This window comes from Bradyrhizobium sediminis (assembly GCF_018736105.1).
In the GTDB taxonomy this organism is placed as follows: Bacteria; Pseudomonadota; Alphaproteobacteria; order Rhizobiales; family Xanthobacteraceae; genus Bradyrhizobium.
Genome location: NZ_CP076135.1, coordinates 2,472,243 through 2,494,555 on the forward strand (window position 1 = coordinate 2,472,243; position 22,313 = coordinate 2,494,555).

Consider the following 22,313-nt stretch of genomic DNA (forward strand, 5'->3'; position numbering starts at 1 on the left):
CTGAAGGCCCGCCCCCACCCATGCGCGCGGCGGAGGCCGCCATGCGCCGCAATTGGTCCAAAGCCCCTTGAACCTCCCGGCCGGTTCCGAAAGTATCCAGTGGATGCTTTTATGAAATTTTGGGGAAAACCGCCATGACCGATCTCGTAACCTATTCCCGCGTCGGCGCCGCCAGCACCATTGTGATGGACGACGGCAAGGCCAATGTGATGTCGCTGGCCATGCTGAACGCGCTGCACGCCGCGTTCGACCGGGCGGAAAGGGACAAGGCGGTCGTGATCCTGAAAGCGCGCGGTAAGCATTTTTCCGGCGGGTTCGATCTCAACGTGTTCACCAACGGCAGCGCAGAGGGGCAGTATCTGATGGTGAGGGCGGGGGCCGAACTGGCGCTGCGCATCCTGTCGTTTCCGACCCCGGTGGTGGCCGCCTGCCAGGGCAATGCCTTTCCGATGGGCGCGTTCCTGATCATGTCCAGCGATCACCGGATCGCCGCCGAGGGCAATTACCGGATCGGCATGAACGAGGTCGCGATCGGGCTGACCGTGCCGCGATTCGCGATCGAGATCGCGCGGCAGCGGTTGACCCCGGCCTATTTCAACCGGGTGGTGGTGACGGCCGAAATGTTCGCACCCCGGGAGGCCGTCACCGCAGGATTCTTCGACCGCGTGGTTCCCGCCGATGCACTGGAGCGCAGCGCCGACGAGGCCGCAGCCGCGCTGAGCACGCTCGACATGGCGGCCCATGCCGCCACCAAGGCGCGGGCGCGGGGCGCGGTCATCAAAATGATCCGCGCCATGATCGACGAGGACATCACCCCGCAATATGGCGAGGACCGGGTGGCCCGCCGTGAGCCGGCCTGAGAGCAAGTTGCGGCGCGCGGCGGCGGTGGCGTTTTGGCCGGTGCCTTTGTATGAAGGCGCATGACAGCAACACCGCAACGGGCCACCTATCGCCACGGCAACCTGAAAGCCGAGGCCCTGAAGGCAGCGACCCGCCTGGTGGCGCAAAGTGGCCATGAGGCGTTGAGCCTGCGCCAGGTCGCCGACGCCGTCGGCGTCGCGCACCGCTCGCTCTACAATCATTTCACGGATCGGGAAGCGCTGCTGGACGCGGTCGCCACCGACGCCTATACGCGGCTCGCCGCGCAATTGACGAAAGCGCAGACGCCGGAAGATTACACCGCGACCTATGTGCGTTTCGCGCTCAGGAACCGCGCGATCTATGCGCTGATGACCAGTCGGCCACATGCCACCATGAAGCGCAATCCTCCCTTGCAGGCCGCGGTCCACAAGGTCATCACCGAGGCGATGCGGATCTTCTGCCGGGACATCGAGACGCCGGCGGCGCGCCGCCGCGCGGTCATGAAGGTCTACATCACGCTGTACGGCGGCATTTCGCTGTATGTCGCCGGCGTGCTCGACCAGCCCAGCGAGAAGGCGCTGATCGCGGAACTGTCGGCGATGAACGCGGGGATGTGAACGGGGCCGGCTTGGTGCCGCCAGTCTTGCTCTGTGTCTCTGTCGGAAAATTGCCTATGGGGTGGACAGCCGAGCGAGGGTCGTATTCTGTTGGCCAATGGAAACAAGCACGTCGACCCGTCATGGCGCTGCACATTGCCGTTGAAGATCCATCCCAGCCTGAGATCATTGAACTCTTGCGGCACGGCGAAGAGCATTCGGCAGAGCTCTACCCGGCCGAAAGCAATCACCATCTTCCCCTCGACGCTTTGCGTTCGACGAATGTGCGGTTCTTTGTCGCTCGCAACGGTAGCGGGCGCGCGGTCGCGACCGGCGCGCTGGTGCTGTATGGCCCCTGGGCTGAGCTGAAGCGCATGTGGGTCGTGCCGGAGGCGCGGGGGCAGGGCGTTTCCAAAGCCGTACTGGCGGCGCTCGAGGCGAAGGCGCGGAGCGAGCAGGTGGCGGTCATGCGGCTCGAAACCGGTGTGGAGAGCCATGCCGCTCTTGGTCTCTACACGCGCGCAGGTTTCAGGCAGCGAGGTCCGTTCGGTGACTATCGAGAGGACCCGCTCAGTATATTCATGGAAAAGGAACTTTCCGAGCATCCAGGATGACCCCTTCACCGCCGGGGGCCGAAATCCAATAGCGCCGGTGTTTCAACTTGATCGCCAGGACACGTCGCGAGATTCCGGGTTCGATGCTTCGCATTACCCCGGAATGACCGGATGCATTTTGGCGCATTGCGGCCCAAGCCCCTAAAGTGTTACCCGAAAGGCCGGCAAGCTGCGCCGGCAAGAACTGCCCTGCAACGGAGGAAACGTCATGGGACTATCGGTGATGATCCTGGGTCTCGTGCTGCTACTCGGCGTTCACACGCTGACCACGCAGCGCGCCTTGCGGGCGCGCCTCATCGCGTCCGCGGGCGAGGGCGGCTACAAGATCGGCTATTCGCTTGTCTCAGTCGCAGGTCTCGCCCTGATCGTGTGGGGGTTTGCCAAGTATCGCGCGACCGGCTGGATCGACGTCTGGACCCCGCCGACGGCGATGAAACATGTCACGGCGGCGTTGATGCTGGCCGCGGTCATTCTGGTGGTGGCCTCTTACGTCCGTGGCCGCATCTATACCACGCTGAAGCATCCGATGCTGACCGGCATCAAGCTATGGGCGGCGGCGCACCTACTTTCCAATGGCGACCTCGGCTCGATCATCCTGTTCGGCGCATTTCTGGGTTGGGCGGTGTTCGACCGGATCTCGCTCAAGCATCGCACCGATGCGGGCGGACCGCCGATCCCGGTGGGCGGTATGGGCAACGACCTGATCGCGGTGGCGGTCGGATTTGTCGCCTATCTGGCGCTCGCTTTCGCCTTCCATCCCGTCGTCATCGGCGTTTCCGTCGTCGGAGCCTAGAATGTCGGTCCAGTCCGCCATCAAGCGCAAGACTGCGCCGGATATTCGCGCCCGCAAGAACGGCGAGCCGATCGTGATGCTGACCTCGTATCACGCCCATACCGCGGCCATGGTCGATCGCTACTGCGACGTCATCCTGGTCGGCGATTCCCTCGGCAATGTGATGCACGGTTTCGAGACCACGGTGCCGGTGACGCTCGAGATGATGATCCTGCAAGGCCATGCGGTGATGCGCGGCTCGCAGCACGCGCTGGTCGTGGTCGACATGCCCTTCGGTTCCTACGAGGCCTCGAAGGAGCAGGCGTTCCATTCCGCGGCGCGGATTTTGAAAGAGACCCATTGCGGCGCCGTCAAACTCGAAGGCGGGGCGCGGATGGCGGAGACCATCGCATTTCTGGCCGAGCGCGGCATCCCCGTGATGGGCCATATCGGGCTGACGCCGCAGTCGATCAACGCGCTCGGCTCGTTTCGCGCCCAGGGCCGCGAGGAGGGCAGCTGGGAGCCGATCGAGAACGACGCGCTGGCGGTCGCGGAGGCCGGCGCCTTCTCGGTCGTGATCGAGGCGGTCGCCGAACCGCTGGCGCGCAGGATCACCGGGGCCATCGCCATTCCCACCATCGGCATCGGCGCCAGCGCGGCCTGCGACGGCCAGGTGCTGGTGCTGGAGGACATGCTGGGGCTGTCGCCGCGGGCGCCGAAATTCGTCCGCCGCTACGGCAATCTCGGTCCCATGATCGAAGCCGCGATCGAGGGCTATGCCAGCGATGTACGCTCGCGCGCCTTCCCCGGGCCGGAACATGTCTACGGCATGAAGGCCAAGGGCTAAGAAGAGCTGAAGCAGAGCGCGGCGATGGACTGGTCGCAATATTCAATTCCCCCGATGCGGCTCGAGGCGCGGTTCAGCGATCGCGTGGTGCCGGCGTTCTGCGAGCGGCCGGCCAGCGTCTGGGCGATGATCGCGGAGGCGGCCGCCGGACATCCGGACGGCGAGGCACTGGTCTGCGGCGGGCGGCGAATGACATGGCGCGAGGTCGCGCAGCAATCGGCGCAGATCGCGGCGGGATTCCGCAAGCTCGGCCTGCAGCGCGGTGACCGCGTCGCGCTGCTGGTCGGCAACCGGATCGAATTCGTGCTGGCGGTCTCGGCCGCCGCCTATCTCGGCCTGGTGGCGGTCATTCTCTCGACCCGCCAGCAAAAGCCGGAGATCGCCTATGTGCTGACCGACTGCGGCGCGAAACTGCTGGTTCACGAGGCCCGGCTTGCCGATCGTCTGCCCGACGCCCATGACGTGCCCGATCTCGTGCACCGGATATCGGTCGATGATGACCCGCGCGCATCGCAATTCGCAGTCCTCGCCGATCACCCCGCTTTGCCGGAGCCTGCCGCGGTCGGCGAAGAAGACACCGCGATGATCCTCTACACCTCGGGCACGACGGGGCGGCCCAAGGGCGCGATGCTCGCGCATTGCAATATCATCCATTCGGCCATGGTCTATGAGGCCTGCATGGAGCTGACCGCGGCCGACCGCTCGATCGCGGCGGTGCCGCTCGCGCATGTCACCGGCGTGGTCGCCAACATCATGAGCATGGTCCGCTGCGCCGGCACGCTGATCATTGTCGCCGAATTCAAGGCCGCGGATTACCTGAAGATCGCTGCCATCGAGCGCGCCACCCAGACCGTGATGGTGCCGGCGATGTACAATCTCTGCCTGCTGCAGGCGGATTTCGACAGCTACGATCTCTCGGCGTGGCGGATCGGCGGGTTCGGCGGCGCGCCGATGCCGATTGCGACCATCGAGAAGCTCGCCGCGAAAATTCCCGGCCTCAAGCTGATCAATGCCTACGGCTCGACCGAGACCACCTCGCCCTCGACCATCATGCCGCCGGAACTGACCGCAGGGCACATCGACAGCGTCGGCCTGCCGTGTCCCGGCGCCGACATCATCGTGGTGGACGCCGACGGCCGCGAACTGCCGCGCGGCGAGATCGGCGAGATCTGGATTCGCTCGGGCTCGGTCATCAAAGGCTACTGGAACAATCCGAAGGCGACGGCGGAAAGCTTCACCGCCGGGTTCTGGCATTCCGGCGATCTCGGCTCGATCGACCAGGCGAATTTCGTGCGCGTGTTCGACCGCCAGAAGGACATGATCAACCGCGGCGGGCTGAAGATCTATTCCGCCGAAGTCGAATCCGTGCTGGCCGGCCATCCCGGCGTGGTCGAGAGCGCGATCATTGCAAAACCGTGCCCGGTGCTCGGCGAGCGGGTGCATGCCGTAATCGTGACCCGCGGCAGCGACGTCAGCGCCGAGGCCTTGCGCGCCTGGTGCGCCGAGCGGCTGTCGGACTACAAGGTGCCGGAGACGATGGATCTCACCGTCGAGCCGCTGCCGCGCAATGCCAACGGCAAGGTGATGAAGCGGCAATTGCGCGAGGCTTCAGCGGCGACTTGGGCCGCGGCGCGGCAGTAGGCCTGCCGGTTCGGGCTAGTACCCGGAATCGTAAATCGGTAATGCAGCCATCCTTCGAGACGGCCGCTTCGCGGCCTCCTCAGGACGAGGTCCAACTTGTTGATACACAACAACCTCATGCCCGGATGAGCGCTTCGCGCTCACTCGGGAGGAGCGGGCATCGCGCGCGTCTCGAAGCATGGGCAGCAAGCGACTCGCTGACCATTAATAGTGAGTACTAGAGTTTTGGCGCGCTTGCCCGCGGCGTCGGATTTCGCTCGTTCTGTTCCGCGGCAAGGGCCTCGCCGTCGATGGCGGCCGCGCTTATCATCCGCTTGAAATCCAGCAGCGTGAATTGTGCATTGCCGACCCGGTCCGGCGTGTTTCCCGTGGTCAGCTCCACGCTCAGCGCGCCGTCGCAATTGGCGCCTTTCGCCTCGCCCAGCATCGCGCTCAGCGTCTTTTCTCTTGCCAGCGAGCGTTTCACGACGGCCACGCAGCTGCCGCGGCCGTTGGCGTCGTTCAGCTTGATCGCCGTTCTCGGCTCGAGCGGCCGGTCGACGGCCTCCAGTGCGGTCGCTTCCTTGTACTTGGCGCCGACGGATACGATCTTGCCTGCGCGGTAAATGTAATAAAGGTGCTGGTTTCCGACGATGGTTGGGGCGCCGTATTTGTCCATGACCTGCTTGATCATCTCGGCCTTGGACGGCTGCTGGTCCTGCGCAAATGTCAGGTTGCGGCTTACGAAATAGGCGCGGTTGCTGCTGGCAGGCGACGAAAAACTCCCCGAAAGCACTTCGCCGGTCTGTTTCGGGCCGGAGGGAAGGCTGAAAACCAGCGCAGCGGTGTAGCTGATGGCGGTACCGCCGAATTTCGGCTGCTGGATATCCGTACTGGTATTGGTGCGTCCCCTGAAAGCCGATTCAAAGGTCGCCCGTGCGGATTCGGCCGACGAGTCCGTGGAGACACCCAGAATATCAGGACGCAGTTTTGCCGCGAAAGCCGACTCCGGTGTCTTCGGCTTGATGTCGTAGGCCAGCGAAGCTGTGGGCAGCGCCGCCGGGCCCATGGCAAGAACTGCAGTCAAAGCGTGGCGAAGCATGAACCACCTGCAAACACAAAGGATCAGGTAAAGCGAAAAGATTACGACAATTTTCGAGCCGCGATGTCAATACGCTCTCGCTAAATCCAAGCTCCAAGGCGTTTTCCGGCGTTATGGGTCGTGGGGCGGCTCTTTACGGCGATATGCGAAACGGTCGAGGCCGTCGGCAACGAAATCGCGTCAAATTTGCTTCTGAAACTGCGCGCAATTTCTGGGGAATTTGCGCCAATTCGCTTCATGCAAGCTTAGAAATTTCCGCACTAGGTTTGCGTGCGAGGGAACTGGTGGAGCAGGGCCCCATAGCGAGAGAGAGAAGGCATCACATGAAGCGTTCCGTTTTGAAGTTCTGGAATGATGAATCCGGCGCCACGGCCATCGAATATGGACTGATCGCCGCCGGCATTTCGCTTGCGATCATCGCGGTGGTCAACGGCCTCGGTACCAACCTGAATACCAAGTTCACCTCGATCAACGACTCGCTGAAGTAACGACGCATCCCCTTCTCAGGGGGCGGCAGCGCAATCCGGTTACCGGCGGCAGCTCGAATGGGCTTTGCCGCCGGTTTCCTGTCGGACGGACTTTTCCGTCCACTCTTTTTCCACTGACTGACGGAGCGAAGTGCTGACATGGCAGCACGCGAGCGAGAACCGACGCGGCAACCCCAGGATTCCCGGCCGCCGCCATTTTCCCGTCCTCCTGAGCCTGCGCGGCACCCCGAACCGGCACGCGCGTAGCCGGTTGGTGAAATCGCGCGACAAGGCCCGCAGGGTGCCGATCACGCAATTCGAAGTCGTCGACCGGCGCAGCATGCGATTGTGCGTCCACCGCCTCCTTTCCTACCTGGAAATCCGGGAGCGCCTGCCGGCGGATGCCGAAATTGTCGCGCTCGCAAGACCGCTCAACGCCGTTATGCCCGTAGTTTTGCTGACCCCGCGTGCCGGACGGGTAACGCTCTCTTCACCATCAACGTCCCGTTCACCATGACGACAATTCCATCGCTCGTTTCCGCAAACTCATTCGGTCCTCAAGTTCACTTATACCTTTACCGCTTAGTCATGCCTGGAGCAGAAGCTGTCATCACCCTGAGGTTCAGGGGCCTGGCGTAAAAGTAGATCGTAAAGCGTAATGAATACCGCCCGCATTGTGGTCCTGACCATCGCTCTCGGTGCCGGCGGCGTTGCCGCCTATCTCGCGAGCGGCTCCGACAACAAATCCGTCCCGGCCCAACCGGTAGCGCAACTGCAGACCGTGGACATCCTGGTGGCGAAGGCCGACATCGGCCTCGGCCAGTCGCTGAAGCCGGACGACCTGCAATGGCAGACCTGGCCCGCGACTGCGACCAGCGGCACCTTCATTCGCCGCGGCGAACGCCCAGACGCCACCACCCAGGTCGCGGGCTCGATCGCGCGCGCCCCCTTCATCGCCGGCGAGCCGATCCGCGAGCAGAAGCTGGTCAAGGCCGACGGATCCGGCTTCATGGCGGCGATCCTGCCCACCGGCATGCGCGCCATCTCCACCGAAATTTCACCGGAGACCGGCGCCGGCGGCTTCATCCTGCCGAACGACCGGGTCGACGTGATTCTTTCCAAGCGCGAGAAGAACCCCGGCCGCAACGGCCCCGACGTCGTCAATTCCGAGATCATCCTGAGCAACGTCCGCGTGCTCGCGATCGATCAGGCGCCGAAGGAAAAGGACGGCCAGAACGCCGTGGTCGGCAAGACCGTGACGCTGGAGCTGAAGCCCGAACAGGCCGAGACGCTGGCCCGCGCGCGCCAGAGCGGCTCGCTGGCGCTGGCGCTGCGCAGCATCGCCGATGTCAACATGGTCGAGAATGCAACTGACGAGCAGGCAGCCCTGAAGCGGGGCGAGAGCATCAATGTGGTCCGCTACGGCGTCCACAGCTCGATAATGACACAGAAGTGACGGAAGGACGTTCGATATGAAGTGCAGGGGAAATCAATCGTCAGTGCGGGCCGTTCTGGTTCGCGCCCTGTCGTTCTCGGCCGTCGCCGCGCTGACGCTCAACCCGGCCATGACGCCCGTGCTGGCGAATGACGACGTCGCCGCGGCGCCGATTCCGGCGCCGGTCGCCACCGTCGGATCGACCAAGGTGCGTTTTCTCGCCCTCGGCATCGGCAAATCCGTGATCATCGACCTGCCGCGCGAGGTCAAGGATGTGCTGGTCGCCGATCCCAAGATCGCCAATGCCGTGGTCCGTTCGGCGCAGCGCGCCTACATCATCGGCGCCGGGGTTGGCCAGACCAACGTCGTGTTCTTCGACGCCGCGGGCCAGCAGGTCGCGGCCTATGACATCGCGGTCAAGCGCGATCTCAACGGCGTGCGCGCCGCGTTGAAGCAGACCCTGCCGGGAATCCAGATCGAGGGCGTCGGCGAGGGCGTCATGCTGACCGGCTCGGTATCGTCGCCGATCGAGGCGCAGCAGGCGGGCGATCTCGCCGCGCGGCTGGTGGGCGGCACCGACAAGGTCGTCAACTCGATCGTCGTCAAGGGCCGCGACCAGGTGATGCTGAAGGTCAACGTCTCGGAAGTGCGGCGGGACATCATCAAGCAGATGGGTGTCGATCTCAGCGCCAGCATGAATTACGGCACCGCGATCGTGAACTTCAACAATAGCAATCCGTTCACCGCCTACGGCCGCCCGCTCATTAGCGACAATGCCCTGACCGCCGCCGCCATCACCAAGGGGTTGCCCACGGTCACCGCCACCATGCGCGCAATGGAAAGCGCCGGCGTGGTGCGTACGCTGGCCGAACCCAACCTGACCGCCATCTCGGGCGAGTCCGCCACCTTTATCGCGGGCGGCGAATTCCCGGTCCCCGCAGGCTATTCCTGCGATCCGGTCACGCATGTCTGCACCACCCAGATCAGCTACAAGAAATTCGGCATTTCGCTCAACTTCACGCCGGTCGTGCTCTCCGAGGGGCGGATCAGCCTGCGCGTGATGACCGAAGTCTCCGAACTCTCCAACGACAATGCCATCACGCTGAACCAGGCCGGCAATTCGCTGACCGTTCCCTCGATCAAGACCCGCCGCGCCGAAACTACGCTGGAAATTCCCTCGGGCGGCTCGATGGCGATGGCCGGCCTGATCGCGGAGCAGACCAAGCAGGCCGTCAACGGTTTGCCCGGTCTCGACTCGTTGCCGATTCTCGGCGCGCTGTTCCGCAGCCAGGACTACGTCAACAACCAGACCGAATTGATGGTGCTGGTGACGCCCTATGTGGTTCGGGCGGTTGCCCAGAAAGAGTTGTCGCGTCCCGATGACGGATTTGCGCCTGCGTCGGATTCGCAATCGACGCTGTTGGCCCAGATCAACCGGATTTACGGCATTCCCGGCCGCGTCGAACCGATCGGGAGCTTCCAGGGCAATTTCGGCTTCATCATCGACTGAGACAGGGGCGCCCGGCCAGGGCGGGACGAGGACGCAACGATGACAAACATCATATCGGTCGATCGCTATCGAAGCCTGCGCCTGCTGGGCGCGCTGGTCGGCCTCTCGGCCGCATTGGGTGCGTGCACCTACAACACCACCGCGGAGTTGGTGACGGCGAGCACTCCCACCGACTACCGCCAGCGTCATCCGATCGCCGTCACCGAAGGCGATCACTCCATCGTCGTTTTCGTCGGTCATGCGCGCGGCGGCCTGTCCGGTTCGCAGCGCGCCGACGTTGCCGGACTGGCACGAAGCTGGGTTCGCGAAGGAACCGGCGCGATCGTCGCCGATGTGCCGGTCGACACGCCGAACGCCCGGGCAGCGGCGTCTGCCTATGGGGAAATCAGGGCCGTGCTCGCAGCGGGCGGCGTGCCTGCTCGCGGCATCAAGCTGCATCGTTACCGTCCGGACGATCCCCGCGAGTTCGCCACGATCAGGCTGAGCTATCCCAAGATCAAGGCGGTGGCCGGACCCTGCGGTTTGTGGCCCGACGACCTCGGGCCTTCGGTGCTGAACCCCGACTACTCCCAGAACAGGCCGTACCACAATTTCGGCTGCGCGACCCAGCGCAACCTCGCCGCAATGATCGACAACCCGGCGGATCTCGAGCAGCCGCGACCCGAATCTCCCGCCTATACGGCGCGTCGTTCGGAGGCATTCGAGAAGTACCGCAAGGGCGATCCGACCACGACCGTTTATCCCGAAGCCGAAAAGGCCAAACTCAGCGATACAGGCAAATGATCAGCTCCGTTCGTCGAAATTCCGAAGACCTGCCGGACAACGCCCCGCCGCCCGCGGATGATTACATCGCGCCGGCGCCGCGCGTGTCGGTGCAGGCCTTTTGCGAGACCGTGGAAACCGCGTCCGCCGTGCGGTCGGCGGCCGAAGACCGCCGCCTCAGCAAGGCCCACATCACGGTTCAGATGGGCGGCATGGCGGCGGCCGTCGACGCCTATCGCACCGTGCCTACGCCGAACGTGATCATCCTGGAAACCGAAGGCTGCAGCGATATTCTTGCCGGCCTCGATCAGCTCGCCACCGTGTGCGATCCCGGAACCCGCGTCGTCGTGATCGGGAATGCCAACGATGCCGCGCCCTATCGCGAACTGGTGCGCCGCGGCGTCAGCGACTACGTGATCGGGCCGGTGATTCCGCTGGACGTGGTGCGTTCGGTTTGCAGCCTGTTCTCGGCGTCGGAGGCGGTAGCCGTCGGCCGCATTATCGCGGTCGTCGGCGCCAAGGGCGGCGTCGGCGCATCCACGGTCGCGCATAACGTGGCCTGGGCGATCGCGCGCGACCTCTCGCTGGATTCCGTCGTCATCGATCTCGACCTCGCATTCGGCACCGCCGGCCTCGACTACAACAAGGATCCGTTGCAGGGCATTGCGAACGCGGTGTTCTCGGGGGATCGGCCCGACAGCGCGCTGATCGAGCGCCTCTTGGCGAAATGCACCGACAACCTCAGCCTGCTGGCGGCGCCGGCGTCGCTCGAGCGGGTCTATGATTTCGGCGCCGAAGCCTTCGATTCGATCTTCGATACGCTGCGCATGACGACGCCCTGCATCGTGCTCGATGTTCCGCACCAGTGGTCGGGATGGACCAGGCGCGTCCTGCTCGGCGCCGATGACATCCTGATCGTTGCCGAGCCGGACCTCGCCAATCTGCGCAATGCCAAGAACATGCTGACCATGCTGAAGGGGGCGCGGCCCAACGACCGGACCCCGCTGTATTGTCTCAACCAGGTCGGCCTGCCGAAGCGTCCGGAAATCAGCGCCCGCGAATTCGCCAAGGCCATCGAGAGCCAGCCGATCGCGACGATTCCGTTCGATTCCAAGCTGTTCGGCGCGGCGGCCAACAACGGCCAGATGATCGCGGAGATCTCCGCCCGTCACCGTACCACTGAGACCTTCCTGGGCATCGCGCAGCAGTTGACCGGCCGTGGCGACGCCAGGAAGCGGCGGGGCTCGTTCCTGTCGCCGCTGATCAGGAAGTTGCGGGCAAAGTAGGCCGCGTGCGAAGCGTCACGGCGCTTCGCCAGGCAAGACAATGAAGGTCAATCGGAGCGCCGGGCCGTTGCCGGCGTCTTGCCGGCTTCCGCGCGCGCATTCTCTTTTTCTTTACGGGACAGCACCCGCCGCAGCTGAGCGACGTTCTCCGCCGCTTCCTCGGCCGGCCGGTCGGCCTTCACGATGCTTTCGGCCTCGGCATAACGGCCCTGCAGGCCGACCACCCACGCCAGGTTCAGCCGCACGCGCGGGTTGACATCGGCCCGGCTGTTGGCGCGGCGCAGCGTTTCTTCCGCTCTGGGCAGGTCCTTTGAGAGGGCGTAGGAGAGGCCGAGATTGGACAACACGGAAGGTTCGTCGGGCGCGATCTTCAGCGCGCTGGCATAGTATTGCCGTGCTTCCTCGTAGCGGCCGAGCTGATCGAGTACGGCCCCTTGCGCCGAGAGAATGCGCCAATCGGGATCATCGGGGCTATGGGCGCGGGTGAGGACGTCGTAGGCCTGCTGAAAATTGCCATTGTCCGCCAGCGCCCGCCCGTAAGCGGCAAGCAACGCCTTGTTGCCGGGGTGAGCGATCGTGGCCTGCTCGAGCACTGCGACCGCCTGGGACCGCTGCCCCGAGGCGCGCAGCGCCTTGCCGTATTCCAGCGCCGCATTGGCGTCCTTGGGATTGGCGCGAAGGCGGTCGCGATAGACTCCCAGCTGCTGCGGCGAGGCGGCGGCGCGGCTTGCTTCGGGTTTGTCGCCGAGCGAGCCCGTGATGTCCGGCGAGCCCGCGGTCTGGCAGCCGCAAAGCCCCAGCGCCAGGATCGCGGACGAAGCCGCGAAGGCACGAAGCCTCGCGAAGCGATGTGGTTGGAAATGCTGGAGCACGAAGTTTGATCCTGGTCGTCGACTGACCAGAAATGCTCACAGTTTAACCCTAAGTTCCGGTTAAGGAGGCGGCCGCTCCGGTCGCGGTCAACCGATTGCGGCGCGCCTTTGTCCTAATCGACGAATTGCGCGCCGAATTCGCAGCCGATCCGCCACGCCAGCCGGCATTGGCGCGGATCGCCGGTCGACAGGATGATGGTGAACTCGGGGGGAATGTCGGGATAATCGGCGATGACCTTCACGCCGCCCGCCGAAATGTCCGTGATCATGCAGTCGCGCGGCAGCGAGCCGGTCCCGAACTGGATCTTCGCTACCCGTCTGCACAGACGACGTTCGCTCTTGCGTCGATTCGCCAGCATGTTGATCCCTTGCCTTACCCAAAAAATGCGCCATCCGGCATTCTTGCGTCTCGTTTACAGAAGAATCGTTGGAATAGGGCTAGCGGAACGGTTCGAAATTGATGGTTTACCTTTGAGGTTCCTTTACCGGGGGCTTCTGTGCTTGCGGGGGCCCGAATGCCGCTCCCCGGACCCTTCGGCAGCGGCCGATCGTCCTTAACGCTTTGATCCGGCTGGCTTTGCCTTGCCAGCGCCATATCGCTAGGGTATCGCCGCCGCACGCCGGGATCGGATGATTGGCGCGAGCAGGCGGGTTCGCGCGCCTCACCGGGGATGGGATAGCCTTAAGTGTCTGAATTATTTGATGAAGTCGACGAGGACGTACGTCGCGACCAGCTCAAGAAGCTGTGGGAACAGTATTCGATCTACATTGTCGCCGGTGCGTTTTTGATCGTCGCCGCGGTGGGCGGCTGGCGCGGCTACCAGTATCTCGAGGCCAAGAAGGCCGCCGAGGCCGGCGCCGCCTTCGACAAGGCCGCCGAGCTGTCCGAGCAGAACAAGCACAGCGAGGCGGAAGCGGCCTTCACCGACCTGGCCGCCAAGGCGCCGTCGGGCTACCGCATGCTGGCGCGGCTGCGCGCCGCGGCGGAAGCCGGAAGCCGCGATCCGCAGGCGGCGGTGAAGCTCTATGACGACATCGCGGCCGATCGCAGCGTGAGCGTGCCGGAGCAGGACCTGGCCAGGGTCCGCGCGGCCGGACTGCTGCTGGAGACGTCGACCTATCCCAACATGCTGCAGCGCCTCGAGCCGGCCGCAGCACCAGGGGCAACCTTTCGCCATACCGCGCGCGAACTGCTCGCGCTGTCGGCCTGGCGCACCAACGACGCCACGGCCGCGCGAAAATGGCTGGACCTGATTGCCAATGACGGCGAGACGCCGCCGAGCCTGCGCTCGCGCGCCGAAGCGCTGCAGGCATTGCTTCCGCCGGTCGCGAAAAGCTGACGTCGGGAAAGAGAGTTGAGTGAGAAATCGACCATGCGCCGCTCGCAACGCCTGATCGCCGCCGCCGTCGTCGTCGCATTGTCGGGCGCGCTGGCCGGCTGCGCCGGCGGCATGAGCAGCTTCGATCCCTCCGATCTGCTCGATTTCCTCGATACCAAGAAGAAGCTTCCGGGCGAGCGCAAGCCGGTATTTCCCGAAGGCGTGCCGGGCCTCGAGCAGGGCGTGCCGAAGGATTTGTACAAGGGCTCCCGGCAGGAGCAGATCGACCGGCAGAACGCCGAGGCCGCGGCGGCCGCCGCCGCGCCGCCTGCGGAGGAGCCGAAAGCTAAACGTGGAGCGAAGCCGGGCAAGCCCCCCGTCACCGCCAGCCGGGCGCCACAACCCGCCGCCGCGCCGGATCCTGATGCCGCGCCTGAGGAGGATGGCAGTACGGCTGCTGCGCCGCCGCCGCCGAAGCCGGCGAAGATCGTGCGCCGCCGCACCACCGCGCCGCCACCCGATCCGCCGGCCGCCCAACCCGCACAGCCTGCGCAATCGCAACAATCCGCCGCGCCATTCCCGGCGCCGCTGCCGAGCGGCACCTTTACGCGCTAATACGTTGCTTCATCCAATTGACACGCGCTTCCCAAAGAGCGCACGGAAATCTTATGTCTTTCACGATTGCCATTATCGGCCGGCCCAATGTCGGAAAATCGACGCTGTTCAACCGGCTGGTCGGGCAGAAGCTCGCGCTGGTCGATGACACGCCCGGCGTCACCCGCGACCGCCGCGAGGGCCAGGGGCGGCTCGGGGATCTCGAATTTACCCTGATCGACACCGCCGGCCTCGACGAGGGCGCCAAGGGCTCGCTCACCGCGCGCATGCAGGAGCAGACCGAGACCGCGATCGCGCTTGCCGATGCCCTGATGTTCGTGATCGACGCCCGCGCCGGGCTGACGCCGAACGATCGCGGCTTTGCCGATTTCGCCCGCCGCGCCAACAAGCCGGTGGTGCTGGTCGCCAACAAGAGCGAGGGCAAGCAGGGCGATGCCGGCGCGATGGAAGCCTACGCGCTGGGGCTCGGCGAGCCGATCCAGATTTCGGCCGAACACGGTGAAGGCCTCAGCGATCTCTATGACGCGCTGCGCGCGGTGATGCCGGAGCCCGCCGGCGAAGCCGAGGAATTCGACGATGACGATATCATCGTGTCGGATGAGGATCTCGCCAAGCGTCCAATCCGGGTGGCGATCGTCGGCCGTCCCAATGCCGGCAAGTCGACGCTGATCAATCACCTGCTCGGCGAGGAGCGGCTGTTGACCAGCGCCGAGGCCGGCACTACCCGCGATTCCATTGCCGTCGAAGTCACCTGGCAGGGCCGGGATTTTCGCGTGTTCGATACCGCCGGCCTGCGGCGGCGCTCGCGGATCGAGGAAAAGCTGGAAAAGCTCTCGGTCTCGGACGCGCTGCGCGCTATCCGCTTCGCCGAAGTCGTGGTGCTGATGATGGACGCGCAGAACCGGTTCGAGGAGCAGGATCTGCGCATCGCCGACCTGATCGAGCGCGAGGGACGCGCGCTGGTGATCGCGGTCAACAAATGGGACCTGATGGGGAAACAGTCGAGCCTGATATCGGCGCTGCGCACCGACGCCGATCACCTCCTGCCGCAGGTCAGGGGCGCGCCGATCGTCGCGGTGTCCGGCCTGATGGGCGAGGGCATCGACCGGCTGATGAGCGCGATCGAACAGGCTTACGCGGTGTGGAACAAGCGGGTGCCGACGGCCTCGCTCAATCGCTGGTTCGAGCAGGCGGTGGACGCCAACCCGCCGCCGGCGGTGTCCGGCCGCCGGCTCAAGCTGAACTACATCACGCAAGCCAAGGCGCGGCCGCCGAGTTTCATCCTGTTCTGTTCGCGCGCCGACGCCGTGCCGCAATCCTACCTGCGCTACCTCGTCAACTCCTTGCGTGAATATTTCGAACTGCCGGGCACGCCGGTGCGGATCTCCTTGCGCGAAAAAGCCAACCCCTTCGCCCACAAGCGCAAGCGGCCTTCGTAAGCGGCACGCGCGGGCGGGCCGTCTGTCAAAGTTGTGTCTCCACCCGCCTATGGTTCGCGGCTGTCGAACCGTCGCAGACGGCAACGTCGATCAAGCCGATGGAACGAAGTGGATGTCGGTGACGCTGATCTAGAACTTCCAGGAAAGCGCGCCCCTGAGCGTTTGGCTGGTGAGCCTCAAGCGGTACGTACCGCCATCGGAAGCAACGTAGTCTCTACTGCCAAAGTCGTCGTAGATATATTGCAGCCGACCGAGCAGATTTTGGTTGAATGCGTACTCGACGCCGGCCCCAACCGAAAGGCCCACATATGTTTCGCTGATTCCGTTGGCAGGCGGAGCGCCAGGCGCCACGCCCTCTTGAAAGTCAAGGCCAGCGATCGCTAGGCCGCCCGTGGCGAAAATCAACCATCGATCTGACGCAAAGCCGGCCTTGCCGACGAAGTGGCTGTCCCACCTCAAGTTATATGTGTTGGGTGCATGTTGAATAACGGGAGGCGGTGGCAGTGGAGGTGGAGGAGGTGGCGGCGCCGTACCGTGCCCCTGCGCGTCGCTCCAGCCGAAGTCTCCTTCAATTCCCAGGACAAGCGGTCCCGATTGCCAGTTGTATCCCGCGAGGACGCCGCCCACTGCACCATTGGTTGGCGCTCCGGACTCGGTCAGCACGCCGTTGTCGAATACGCGCGATCTGCCCCAGAGATGTCCGACGTGGGCACCGACATAGAACCCCGACCAATCGTAGGCGGGGTTCACCATGACCGGAGCTTTTGTGTACACCGGCGCTGGTAAGTCTGCGGCCGACGCCGCGTTCGTTCCTGCGATGACGATTACAGCGGTCGCAACAATGAGCCTTGAACTTGCCATGACACCTCTCGATCAGTTAGCCGAGAAGTAGAAGCCCAGCTTGGGAAAAGTCGTACTCTGAAGCTCCCGGGCCGTTCGTCCACCGAACGATCGATGCTGAAGAGAAACACGACGAGTGTTGCGAAAATGCTGCAAGATGAGAGAGGCCGCGTGATGGCCGTCAACAAATGGGATCTGATGGGGAAGATGGGAGAAAGCCGATCCGTTTACCCACAGGCGCGAGCATTCGTCGTGAAGGACATTCAACTTTCCGTGAATCGAATCGACGAGAGCCGGCGCGCTGGTCGCCGATGAGACTTGCTTTCCTTCATGGCAGAAAGCTGTTCCTGCATCGGCGGCCGCTTGCGGCCGCGCTACAAATAACGTAGTAAAATTGCTACGTTTATTGTAGCGCTGTAATTGCCGAATTGAAGTTCTTCGCGTTGGTCCAGCTCGCCATCGTTTCCCTCCAGGCCTTGTGTCCCGATCTCAACTATGCTGCAGGGGGCGGCGAAACCGGGCCCTGGGTCACATCAATTGTGCCAGCGGCTCGCAACTCGGCTGCGGTTGCGTCGACGACCACTGGCCGGGGTGTCCGTCTTCGAGGATGACCATGGATCATGGCAAAGCAACTCTCCGAACTCATCAGTGAAATTTATGATGCCGCGCTTGCCCCCTCGCTGTGGGAGCACGTTGTTGGCAAGGCCGGGCGTTTCGTCGGCGGCTCTGCGGCGTCGATCTTTTCCAAGAGCCCGACCTCCGGGGAAGGCAGCGTCTATTGCGAATCCGGCATCGGGCCTCACTATCGGCAACTCTATTTCGACAAATACATAAGATTCGACCCGACCACGACCGGCCACTACTTTGCTGATGTCGGGCAGCCGATCGCGGTAGCGGACCTGATGGCTTACGATGAGTTCCTGGACACGCGGTTCTACAAGGAGTGGGTCCAACCGCAGGGCCTGGTGGATTTCGTATCGGCGGTGCTCGATAAATCAATGACTACCGCCGCGTTTTTCGGAGTGTTTCGCCACGAACGCGACGGTGTTGTCGACGATGACGCGCGGCGGCGCATGCGCCTTATCGTTCCGCACGTTCGGCGGGCGGTGCTCGTCGGCAGGCTGTTCGATCTCAAATCGGCGGAGGCTGCTACTTTCGCCGATACGCTCGATGGCCTCAACACCGGGATCTGCCTTGTCGATTCCTTGGGACGGATCGTTCATGCAAACCTTGCATGTCATGTTATTCTTGACGACGGCAATGCCCTGTTTGCGGCCGAAGGGCGGCTCGTCGCGCGCGATGCGAAATTCGATTGCACCTTGCAGCAGCTATTTGCGGCTGCGGGTGGCGGCGATGCGGCAATCGGAACGCAAGGCATCGCCTTGCCGCTGACGGGGCAGAACGGCGCGCGTTATGTTGTCCACACGCTGCCGCTGACGTCCGGGGCCCGGCGCACTAAAGGCATTGCTGCGACGGCAGTGTTCATTCGCAGGGTCGCGCTGGAAACCCTGTCGCCTCCCGAGGTGATCGCCCGGACTTACAAGCTGACCCCGACCGAGTTGCGCGTGCTGCTTGCCATCGTTGAGGTCGGCGGTGTTCCGGAAGTCGCTGCCGCGCTCGGTGTTGGAGAGACGACGATCAAGACGCACCTCCGCCGCCTGTTTGGAAAAACCGGCGCCGATCGCCAGGCCGATCTTGTCAAGATCGTTGCGGGATTTGCATCGCCGCTGATCAGCCAGGGCATGTGATGTGGCGAGTACCGGTTTTCCGTAAGGATCAAAAAGATCGGGGTGCGATGCGCTGAGGGCTTGCGCCAGTGGCAGTTCGCCGCCGTGCGCGCATCCTGTCTCCTGCGTTCGAATGATGCCAGCCGCATCAGGCACAGGTATGAATATCCTTCGCTGCCCCCAGGCTGCGAGCCAGGGTGTGCCGCTTGCCCGATTCCAAAATCGGGAAAGCCAGGTAATCCAACGTTGCTGGTCATTCGCCTCTGCCGCAAGCGGTACCGGGGTGAAGTCGTGGGGCCTAGCAAAATACGACCGATGAATCCCGATGCGGCCTCGGCCGCGTCTCTCTTCATGGTGCCAAAAGCATGTCTCGTTTCTTCTTTGATCTCTTCTTCGATCGTTATGTTGTTCTCGATCCCGGAGGAATGCTGTTCGAATATCCTACCAGCGCGGCAGCGGCGGCGGACGAATTGGCGCGACATCTTCTCCTGATGCGATCGGAACTGCGTAACAGCGGAAGCTGGATACGTGTCAGGGACGAGCGCAGAAGGGAAGTCTACCGATCGTCGATCGATCCCGACGCTGCCGGTGGCAGCACGACATGACGATGGGCGCCGGGCCGACGTTACGGGCCTTCAGGATTGTCGCTGCATTGCCGCGCGTTTCGCCGGCGTCGTAGCCGATCGGTGCGTCGCGTATCGAGTCCGCGCCTGCGCCATCGGTATCGCATCATACAGCCACCGGCTTCATGTCGTATTTTTGCAACAGTCGCTGACAATGGCGCGAAGAACCATCCGTGCGCTTCGCCGGCTCCTGCGTTCGAGGGACGCCGGCGGTTCTGTGCGTGACTACGGTGAATGCATCGAAGCATGGCTTCGGCGATTCGAGACATCGGATTGCAGAATAGGAATGGGAATGGGAATGGGAATGGGAATGGACCGGGCCGTCATCAATGGATTTGGGCAGCTGCCCTCGGCACGCCGTCGCTTTGCGCAAGGTCATGTGTTTGCACTGGCAATGGGCATCGCGCCGTTCGCGATGGTGGAGCGCGCAGAAGCGGCGTGCACGACCACCGGCACCACGGTCGAATGCACCGGTACCAATAACCCTGGCTTCGGCGCCCCGACTGACAACGGCCTCACGTACCATGTCGGATCCGGCGCTTCGATCACCGCAACGGGAGCACCCGGCATACAGTTCAATCACGATGGTATAGTCAATGTCGATAGTGGTGGCAGCATCAGTTCAGACACGGATGGCGTGAATAACAGCAGTGCCAGCATGAACAATGCCGGAGCCATATCGGGAGCCCATAGCGGCATCAGTTCGATCTCCGATCTCGATGTCACAAACTCAGGGTCCATCACGGGTACGGCCGCCGTCAGTTTTGGCGTCCTCGCTCATCGGCTCGTCCTGAAGAATTCGGGGATTGGTGCCGTCATATCCGGCGTAACCAACGGCATTAATGCCAGCGGCGAGACCGTCGATATCACCAACTCGGCGGTCATTATGGCGACCGGCGCGAACGGTGTCGGTATCCGGGGCACGAACACCTCCGGGACCACCACAGTGAGGAATTCCGGGACGGGCACGATAGCCGGCGATGCCTTTGGTATCGTTGCGTCAAACGGTACCGCCACCGTCAACGTCAGCAACGCCGGCACTATTTCGGGGACGGGCGTAACCGGTGTTGGCATCGACGGCGTTACCGTCAACGTTACCGACAACACCGGCACGATTTCGGGCGGCCTCAACGGCGTCCATGCCTCAACCATCGCGACCGTCAACAATTCCGGCTCGGTTGTTGGCGGTACCGACGGCATCGTCGCGAAGGTCGTCAACGTGACCAATTTCGGCACCGTCTCAGGCGGCAGTGTAGCGATCTTTTCGCTTAACGGCGGTGCCACGGTGACCAATGCGAGCACCGGCACGATTTCCGGCGGGACAGCCATCTTCGCCAACAATGGCGACGCCATCATCAACAATGCCGGCAGGATACAGGCAACGAGCGCATTTGGGAGTGCCATTCAGTCAAACACGAACGCCGACGTCACCAACTCTGGCTCGATTACCGCGGGAGCGGGTGTCGGGATCTTCAGCGGCGGCAGCGCTAGAGTGACGAATTCGGGGACAATATCGGTGGGGGCAAACGGCATCGCCGTGTTCGGTAACGTCGGCGTAAACGTCACCAATACAGGTACCATTTCCGGAGCGACTGGCATCTTCAGCAACGGAGCTTCGAATATTGTCAATTCCGGCACTATCATCGGCACTGGCGGCACGGCGATAAGACTGTCGAACGCCGCCGACACGCTGACGCTGCTGAACGGTTCGCGCATCGTCGGTGTGGTCGATATGGGCTTCGGCAACGACGTGGTGAATGTGATCGGCGCCGCGCCAAGCAGCCGGGTATCGTCGCTCACGACCGTCGCGGTTCCGACCTTCATCAATTTCACCGGCGTCCTCAATACCAGCTTCATCGGCAGCGGTTTCACTGGCCCGGCGGTGCAGGCCGGCAACCAGCTCGCCACACTCGATCCCACCGCGCTGGCGCAGACCGACCGCACCCTGATGGATTTCACCGGCGGCGTGTCGTCGCTGGTGCAGGGCCGGCTCAACGGCGTGCCGCCGTCCTCGAACGGCGCGATGATGGCGATGGCCTATGCGCCCGAAAGCAGCCGTGCCGGGCGTTTCAGCAAGGCGCCGGGGATGAATTCCGGCTGGGCGAACCCTGCGCCGATCACGGTGTGGGCCTCGAGCTTCGGCGGCCAGCGCACCCAGGATGAGACGGGTGCGACGTTGCGCGCCACCTCGACGGCCTGGGGCGCGGCCATGGGCATCGACCGCAGGGTGCGGTCGGACTGGTTGGTCGGCGGGTTCATCGGCGGCGGCGCCGGCGGGCTATCGGTCGATTTGAATTCGCAGACGGTGGACACCGATTACGTGTTCGGTGGCGTCTACAGCCGCTTCGAATGGGCCTCGCAATTCTTCGACCTCACCGTGCAGGGCGGCAATGCCTCCAACAAGTCGAGGCGGCTGGTGCTGAACAATCTCGCCGCGGGCGGCATGGAGACGGCGGCGGCTGACTACCACGGCTGGTTCATCAGCCCGGAGGTCGCCTACGGCTTCCGCTACGGCGTCGGCAACGGCTACGTGCTGACGCCGACCGCGCGCCTGCGCTATGTCGCGGGAATGTTCGACGGTTACCGCGAGACCGGGTCGGCGCAGGGCCTGACGGTCGGCAATCGCACGCTTCAGAACTTCGAGGAGCGCGGCGAGCTTGATGTATCGAAGGTGACGACCTTCTTCGGCGGTGAGCACAGCCTCAAGACCAACGTGCATGGCGGGGTGATCGCCCAGCAGCGGGCAGGCGACGCCACCATCAGCGCCATCTTGATCGGGCAGAACCTCGCCTTCGCGACGCCCGGCAAGGGCAGCACGGTCGGGGCTGTGGCCGGTGCAGGGTTCGATTACCACGTCCGCGCAAACTTTGCGGTGTTCGGCGCCGTCGAAGGCATGATGATGTCCGACCAGAGCCGTATCGGAACGGCGAAAGGCGGTGTGCGGGTCACGTTCTGACGTCGAATCGCGCGGCGAGGACGGCGTAGTTTCGTGAACATGGGTCGTGA

Annotated in this window: 23 protein-coding genes; 19 read left to right on the forward strand and 4 right to left on the reverse strand. The window is 63.7% G+C overall.

Translation table 11 applies throughout. The features are described 5' to 3' along the window. The first annotated feature begins 134 nt into the window (after positions 1-134). The 6 genes from KMZ68_RS11735 to KMZ68_RS11760 all read left to right on the forward strand — a co-directional run bounded on the left by KMZ68_RS11735 (position 135) and on the right by KMZ68_RS11760 (position 5,331). Positions 135-860 (forward strand): crotonase/enoyl-CoA hydratase family protein, encoded by a 726-nt coding sequence (locus KMZ68_RS11735; RefSeq protein WP_215615919.1) that lies wholly within the window; start codon positions 135-137, stop codon positions 858-860. 60 nt (positions 861-920) lie between these two features. Then, positions 921-1,478 (forward strand): TetR/AcrR family transcriptional regulator, encoded by a 558-nt coding sequence (locus KMZ68_RS11740; protein ID WP_215615920.1) that lies wholly within the window; start codon positions 921-923, stop codon positions 1,476-1,478. Between the two features lie 122 nt (positions 1,479-1,600). After that, complete coding sequence (locus KMZ68_RS11745; RefSeq protein ID WP_215615921.1) at positions 1,601-2,071, forward strand: GNAT family N-acetyltransferase; 471 nt, start codon at positions 1,601-1,603, stop codon at positions 2,069-2,071. 208 nt (positions 2,072-2,279) lie between these two features. Beyond that, the gene (locus KMZ68_RS11750; protein WP_215615922.1) at positions 2,280-2,864 is read left to right on the forward strand and encodes an NnrU family protein; all 585 of its coding nucleotides are present in this window, start codon (positions 2,280-2,282) and stop codon (positions 2,862-2,864) included. Position 2,865: 1 nt separating this feature from the next. Continuing rightward, entirely contained in the window at positions 2,866-3,690 is an 825-nt protein-coding gene (gene panB, locus KMZ68_RS11755) for a 3-methyl-2-oxobutanoate hydroxymethyltransferase (RefSeq protein WP_215615923.1), read from the forward strand. 24 nt (positions 3,691-3,714) lie between these two features. Continuing rightward, on the forward strand, positions 3,715-5,331 hold the full coding sequence (locus KMZ68_RS11760; protein WP_215615924.1) for a class I adenylate-forming enzyme family protein: 1,617 nt from the start codon (positions 3,715-3,717) through the stop codon (positions 5,329-5,331). 217 nt (positions 5,332-5,548) lie between these two features. On the opposite strand, the gene KMZ68_RS11765 is transcribed toward KMZ68_RS11760, so the two are convergent. Then, positions 5,549-6,412: a hypothetical protein gene (locus KMZ68_RS11765; RefSeq protein ID WP_215615925.1), complete on the reverse strand. Its 864-nt coding sequence runs from the start codon at positions 6,410-6,412 to the stop codon at positions 5,549-5,551. 323 nt (positions 6,413-6,735) lie between these two features. On the opposite strand from KMZ68_RS11765, the gene KMZ68_RS11770 reads away from it, so the two are divergent. The 6 genes from KMZ68_RS11770 to KMZ68_RS11795 all read left to right on the forward strand — a co-directional run bounded on the left by KMZ68_RS11770 (position 6,736) and on the right by KMZ68_RS11795 (position 11,872). Continuing rightward, positions 6,736-6,900, forward strand: a complete 165-nt coding sequence (locus KMZ68_RS11770; protein ID WP_215602292.1) for a Flp family type IVb pilin — start codon at positions 6,736-6,738, stop codon at positions 6,898-6,900. 130 nt (positions 6,901-7,030) lie between these two features. Continuing rightward, positions 7,031-7,396, forward strand: coding sequence for a hypothetical protein (locus KMZ68_RS11775; RefSeq protein ID WP_215615926.1), 366 nt, complete (start codon positions 7,031-7,033; stop codon positions 7,394-7,396). Positions 7,397-7,537: 141 nt separating this feature from the next. Then, positions 7,538-8,335, forward strand: coding sequence for a Flp pilus assembly protein CpaB (cpaB, locus tag KMZ68_RS11780; RefSeq protein ID WP_215615927.1), 798 nt, complete (start codon positions 7,538-7,540; stop codon positions 8,333-8,335). Between the two features lie 16 nt (positions 8,336-8,351). Then, positions 8,352-9,824 carry a type II and III secretion system protein family protein gene (locus tag KMZ68_RS11785; protein ID WP_215615928.1) on the forward strand — a complete coding sequence of 491 codons (1,473 nt, stop codon included), beginning with the start codon at positions 8,352-8,354 and terminating at the stop codon, positions 9,822-9,824. A gap of 39 nt (positions 9,825-9,863) precedes the next feature. Further along, on the forward strand, positions 9,864-10,607 hold the full coding sequence (locus KMZ68_RS11790; protein WP_215615929.1) for a CpaD family pilus assembly protein: 744 nt from the start codon (positions 9,864-9,866) through the stop codon (positions 10,605-10,607). After that, a complete protein-coding gene (locus tag KMZ68_RS11795) occupies positions 10,604-11,872 on the forward strand; it encodes an AAA family ATPase (protein WP_215615930.1) in 1,269 nt (422 codons plus the stop codon). Before KMZ68_RS11790 ends, KMZ68_RS11795 begins: the two co-directional genes overlap by 4 nt. Positions 11,873-11,919: 47 nt before the next feature. On the opposite strand, the gene KMZ68_RS11800 is transcribed toward KMZ68_RS11795, so the two are convergent. Together KMZ68_RS11800 and KMZ68_RS11805 are read right to left on the reverse strand one after the other, a co-directional pair. Then, entirely contained in the window at positions 11,920-12,744 is an 825-nt protein-coding gene (locus tag KMZ68_RS11800) for a tetratricopeptide repeat protein (protein WP_215615931.1), read from the reverse strand. A gap of 113 nt (positions 12,745-12,857) precedes the next feature. Continuing rightward, positions 12,858-13,103, reverse strand: coding sequence for a PilZ domain-containing protein (locus KMZ68_RS11805; RefSeq protein WP_215606742.1), 246 nt, complete (start codon positions 13,101-13,103; stop codon positions 12,858-12,860). 327 nt (positions 13,104-13,430) lie between these two features. On the opposite strand from KMZ68_RS11805, the gene KMZ68_RS11810 reads away from it, so the two are divergent. Genes KMZ68_RS11810 through der form a run of 3 tightly spaced genes read left to right on the forward strand, consistent with a single transcriptional unit; the run spans position 13,431 to position 16,117 of the window. Continuing rightward, positions 13,431-14,084 carry a tetratricopeptide repeat protein gene (locus tag KMZ68_RS11810; protein ID WP_215615932.1) on the forward strand — a complete coding sequence of 218 codons (654 nt, stop codon included), beginning with the start codon at positions 13,431-13,433 and terminating at the stop codon, positions 14,082-14,084. A gap of 33 nt (positions 14,085-14,117) precedes the next feature. After that, positions 14,118-14,678 (forward strand): hypothetical protein, encoded by a 561-nt coding sequence (locus KMZ68_RS11815; RefSeq protein WP_215616295.1) that lies wholly within the window; start codon positions 14,118-14,120, stop codon positions 14,676-14,678. A gap of 53 nt (positions 14,679-14,731) precedes the next feature. Then, positions 14,732-16,117 (forward strand): ribosome biogenesis GTPase Der, encoded by a 1,386-nt coding sequence (der, locus tag KMZ68_RS11820; protein WP_215615933.1) that lies wholly within the window; start codon positions 14,732-14,734, stop codon positions 16,115-16,117. A 129-nt stretch (positions 16,118-16,246) separates the two neighbouring features. Here der and KMZ68_RS11825 read toward each other — a convergent pair whose 3' ends face one another. Continuing rightward, complete coding sequence (locus tag KMZ68_RS11825) at positions 16,247-16,978, reverse strand: outer membrane protein (protein ID WP_215615934.1); 732 nt, start codon at positions 16,976-16,978, stop codon at positions 16,247-16,249. A gap of 93 nt (positions 16,979-17,071) precedes the next feature. Here KMZ68_RS11825 and KMZ68_RS11830 point away from each other — a divergent pair, with 93 nt between their 5' ends. From KMZ68_RS11830 to KMZ68_RS11845, 4 genes are all read left to right on the forward strand, one after another. Beyond that, positions 17,072-17,272, forward strand: a complete 201-nt coding sequence (locus tag KMZ68_RS11830; RefSeq protein WP_215615935.1) for a hypothetical protein — start codon at positions 17,072-17,074, stop codon at positions 17,270-17,272. Positions 17,273-17,577: 305 nt separating this feature from the next. Next, a complete protein-coding gene (locus tag KMZ68_RS11835; protein WP_215615936.1) occupies positions 17,578-18,705 on the forward strand; it encodes a helix-turn-helix transcriptional regulator in 1,128 nt (375 codons plus the stop codon). A 344-nt stretch (positions 18,706-19,049) separates the two neighbouring features. Next, on the forward strand, positions 19,050-19,289 hold the full coding sequence (locus tag KMZ68_RS11840) for a DUF6894 family protein (protein ID WP_215602281.1): 240 nt from the start codon (positions 19,050-19,052) through the stop codon (positions 19,287-19,289). A gap of 328 nt (positions 19,290-19,617) precedes the next feature. Next, positions 19,618-22,263 carry an autotransporter outer membrane beta-barrel domain-containing protein gene (locus tag KMZ68_RS11845; RefSeq protein WP_215615937.1) on the forward strand — a complete coding sequence of 882 codons (2,646 nt, stop codon included), beginning with the start codon at positions 19,618-19,620 and terminating at the stop codon, positions 22,261-22,263. Positions 22,264-22,313: the final 50 nt, after the last annotated feature.

Excerpts from the sequence above, each read along its gene's own strand:
- KMZ68_RS11735 (WP_215615919.1), top strand. The coding sequence starts at position 135 with ATGACCGATCTCGTAACCTATTCCCGCGTCGGCGCCGCCAGCACCATT.
- KMZ68_RS11740 (WP_215615920.1), top strand. The coding sequence starts at position 921 with ATGACAGCAACACCGCAACGGGCCACCTATCGCCACGGCAACCTGAAA.
- KMZ68_RS11745 (WP_215615921.1), top strand. The coding sequence starts at position 1,601 with ATGGCGCTGCACATTGCCGTTGAAGATCCATCCCAGCCTGAGATCATT.
- KMZ68_RS11750 (WP_215615922.1), top strand. The coding sequence starts at position 2,280 with ATGGGACTATCGGTGATGATCCTGGGTCTCGTGCTGCTACTCGGCGTT.
- panB (WP_215615923.1), top strand. The coding sequence starts at position 2,866 with ATGTCGGTCCAGTCCGCCATCAAGCGCAAGACTGCGCCGGATATTCGC.
- KMZ68_RS11760 (WP_215615924.1), top strand. The coding sequence starts at position 3,715 with ATGGACTGGTCGCAATATTCAATTCCCCCGATGCGGCTCGAGGCGCGG.
- KMZ68_RS11765 (WP_215615925.1), bottom strand. The coding sequence starts at position 6,412 with ATGCTTCGCCACGCTTTGACTGCAGTTCTTGCCATGGGCCCGGCGGCG.
- KMZ68_RS11770 (WP_215602292.1), top strand. The coding sequence starts at position 6,736 with ATGAAGCGTTCCGTTTTGAAGTTCTGGAATGATGAATCCGGCGCCACG.
- cpaB (WP_215615927.1), top strand. The coding sequence starts at position 7,538 with ATGAATACCGCCCGCATTGTGGTCCTGACCATCGCTCTCGGTGCCGGC.
- KMZ68_RS11785 (WP_215615928.1), top strand. The coding sequence starts at position 8,352 with ATGAAGTGCAGGGGAAATCAATCGTCAGTGCGGGCCGTTCTGGTTCGC.
- KMZ68_RS11790 (WP_215615929.1), top strand. The coding sequence starts at position 9,864 with ATGACAAACATCATATCGGTCGATCGCTATCGAAGCCTGCGCCTGCTG.
- KMZ68_RS11795 (WP_215615930.1), top strand. The coding sequence starts at position 10,604 with ATGATCAGCTCCGTTCGTCGAAATTCCGAAGACCTGCCGGACAACGCC.
- KMZ68_RS11805 (WP_215606742.1), bottom strand. The coding sequence starts at position 13,103 with ATGCTGGCGAATCGACGCAAGAGCGAACGTCGTCTGTGCAGACGGGTA.
- KMZ68_RS11815 (WP_215616295.1), top strand. The coding sequence starts at position 14,118 with ATGCGCCGCTCGCAACGCCTGATCGCCGCCGCCGTCGTCGTCGCATTG.
- der (WP_215615933.1), top strand. The coding sequence starts at position 14,732 with ATGTCTTTCACGATTGCCATTATCGGCCGGCCCAATGTCGGAAAATCG.
- KMZ68_RS11825 (WP_215615934.1), bottom strand. The coding sequence starts at position 16,978 with ATGGCAAGTTCAAGGCTCATTGTTGCGACCGCTGTAATCGTCATCGCA.
- KMZ68_RS11830 (WP_215615935.1), top strand. The coding sequence starts at position 17,072 with ATGCTGAAGAGAAACACGACGAGTGTTGCGAAAATGCTGCAAGATGAG.
- KMZ68_RS11835 (WP_215615936.1), top strand. The coding sequence starts at position 17,578 with ATGGCAAAGCAACTCTCCGAACTCATCAGTGAAATTTATGATGCCGCG.
- KMZ68_RS11840 (WP_215602281.1), top strand. The coding sequence starts at position 19,050 with ATGTCTCGTTTCTTCTTTGATCTCTTCTTCGATCGTTATGTTGTTCTC.
- KMZ68_RS11845 (WP_215615937.1), top strand. The coding sequence starts at position 19,618 with ATGGACCGGGCCGTCATCAATGGATTTGGGCAGCTGCCCTCGGCACGC.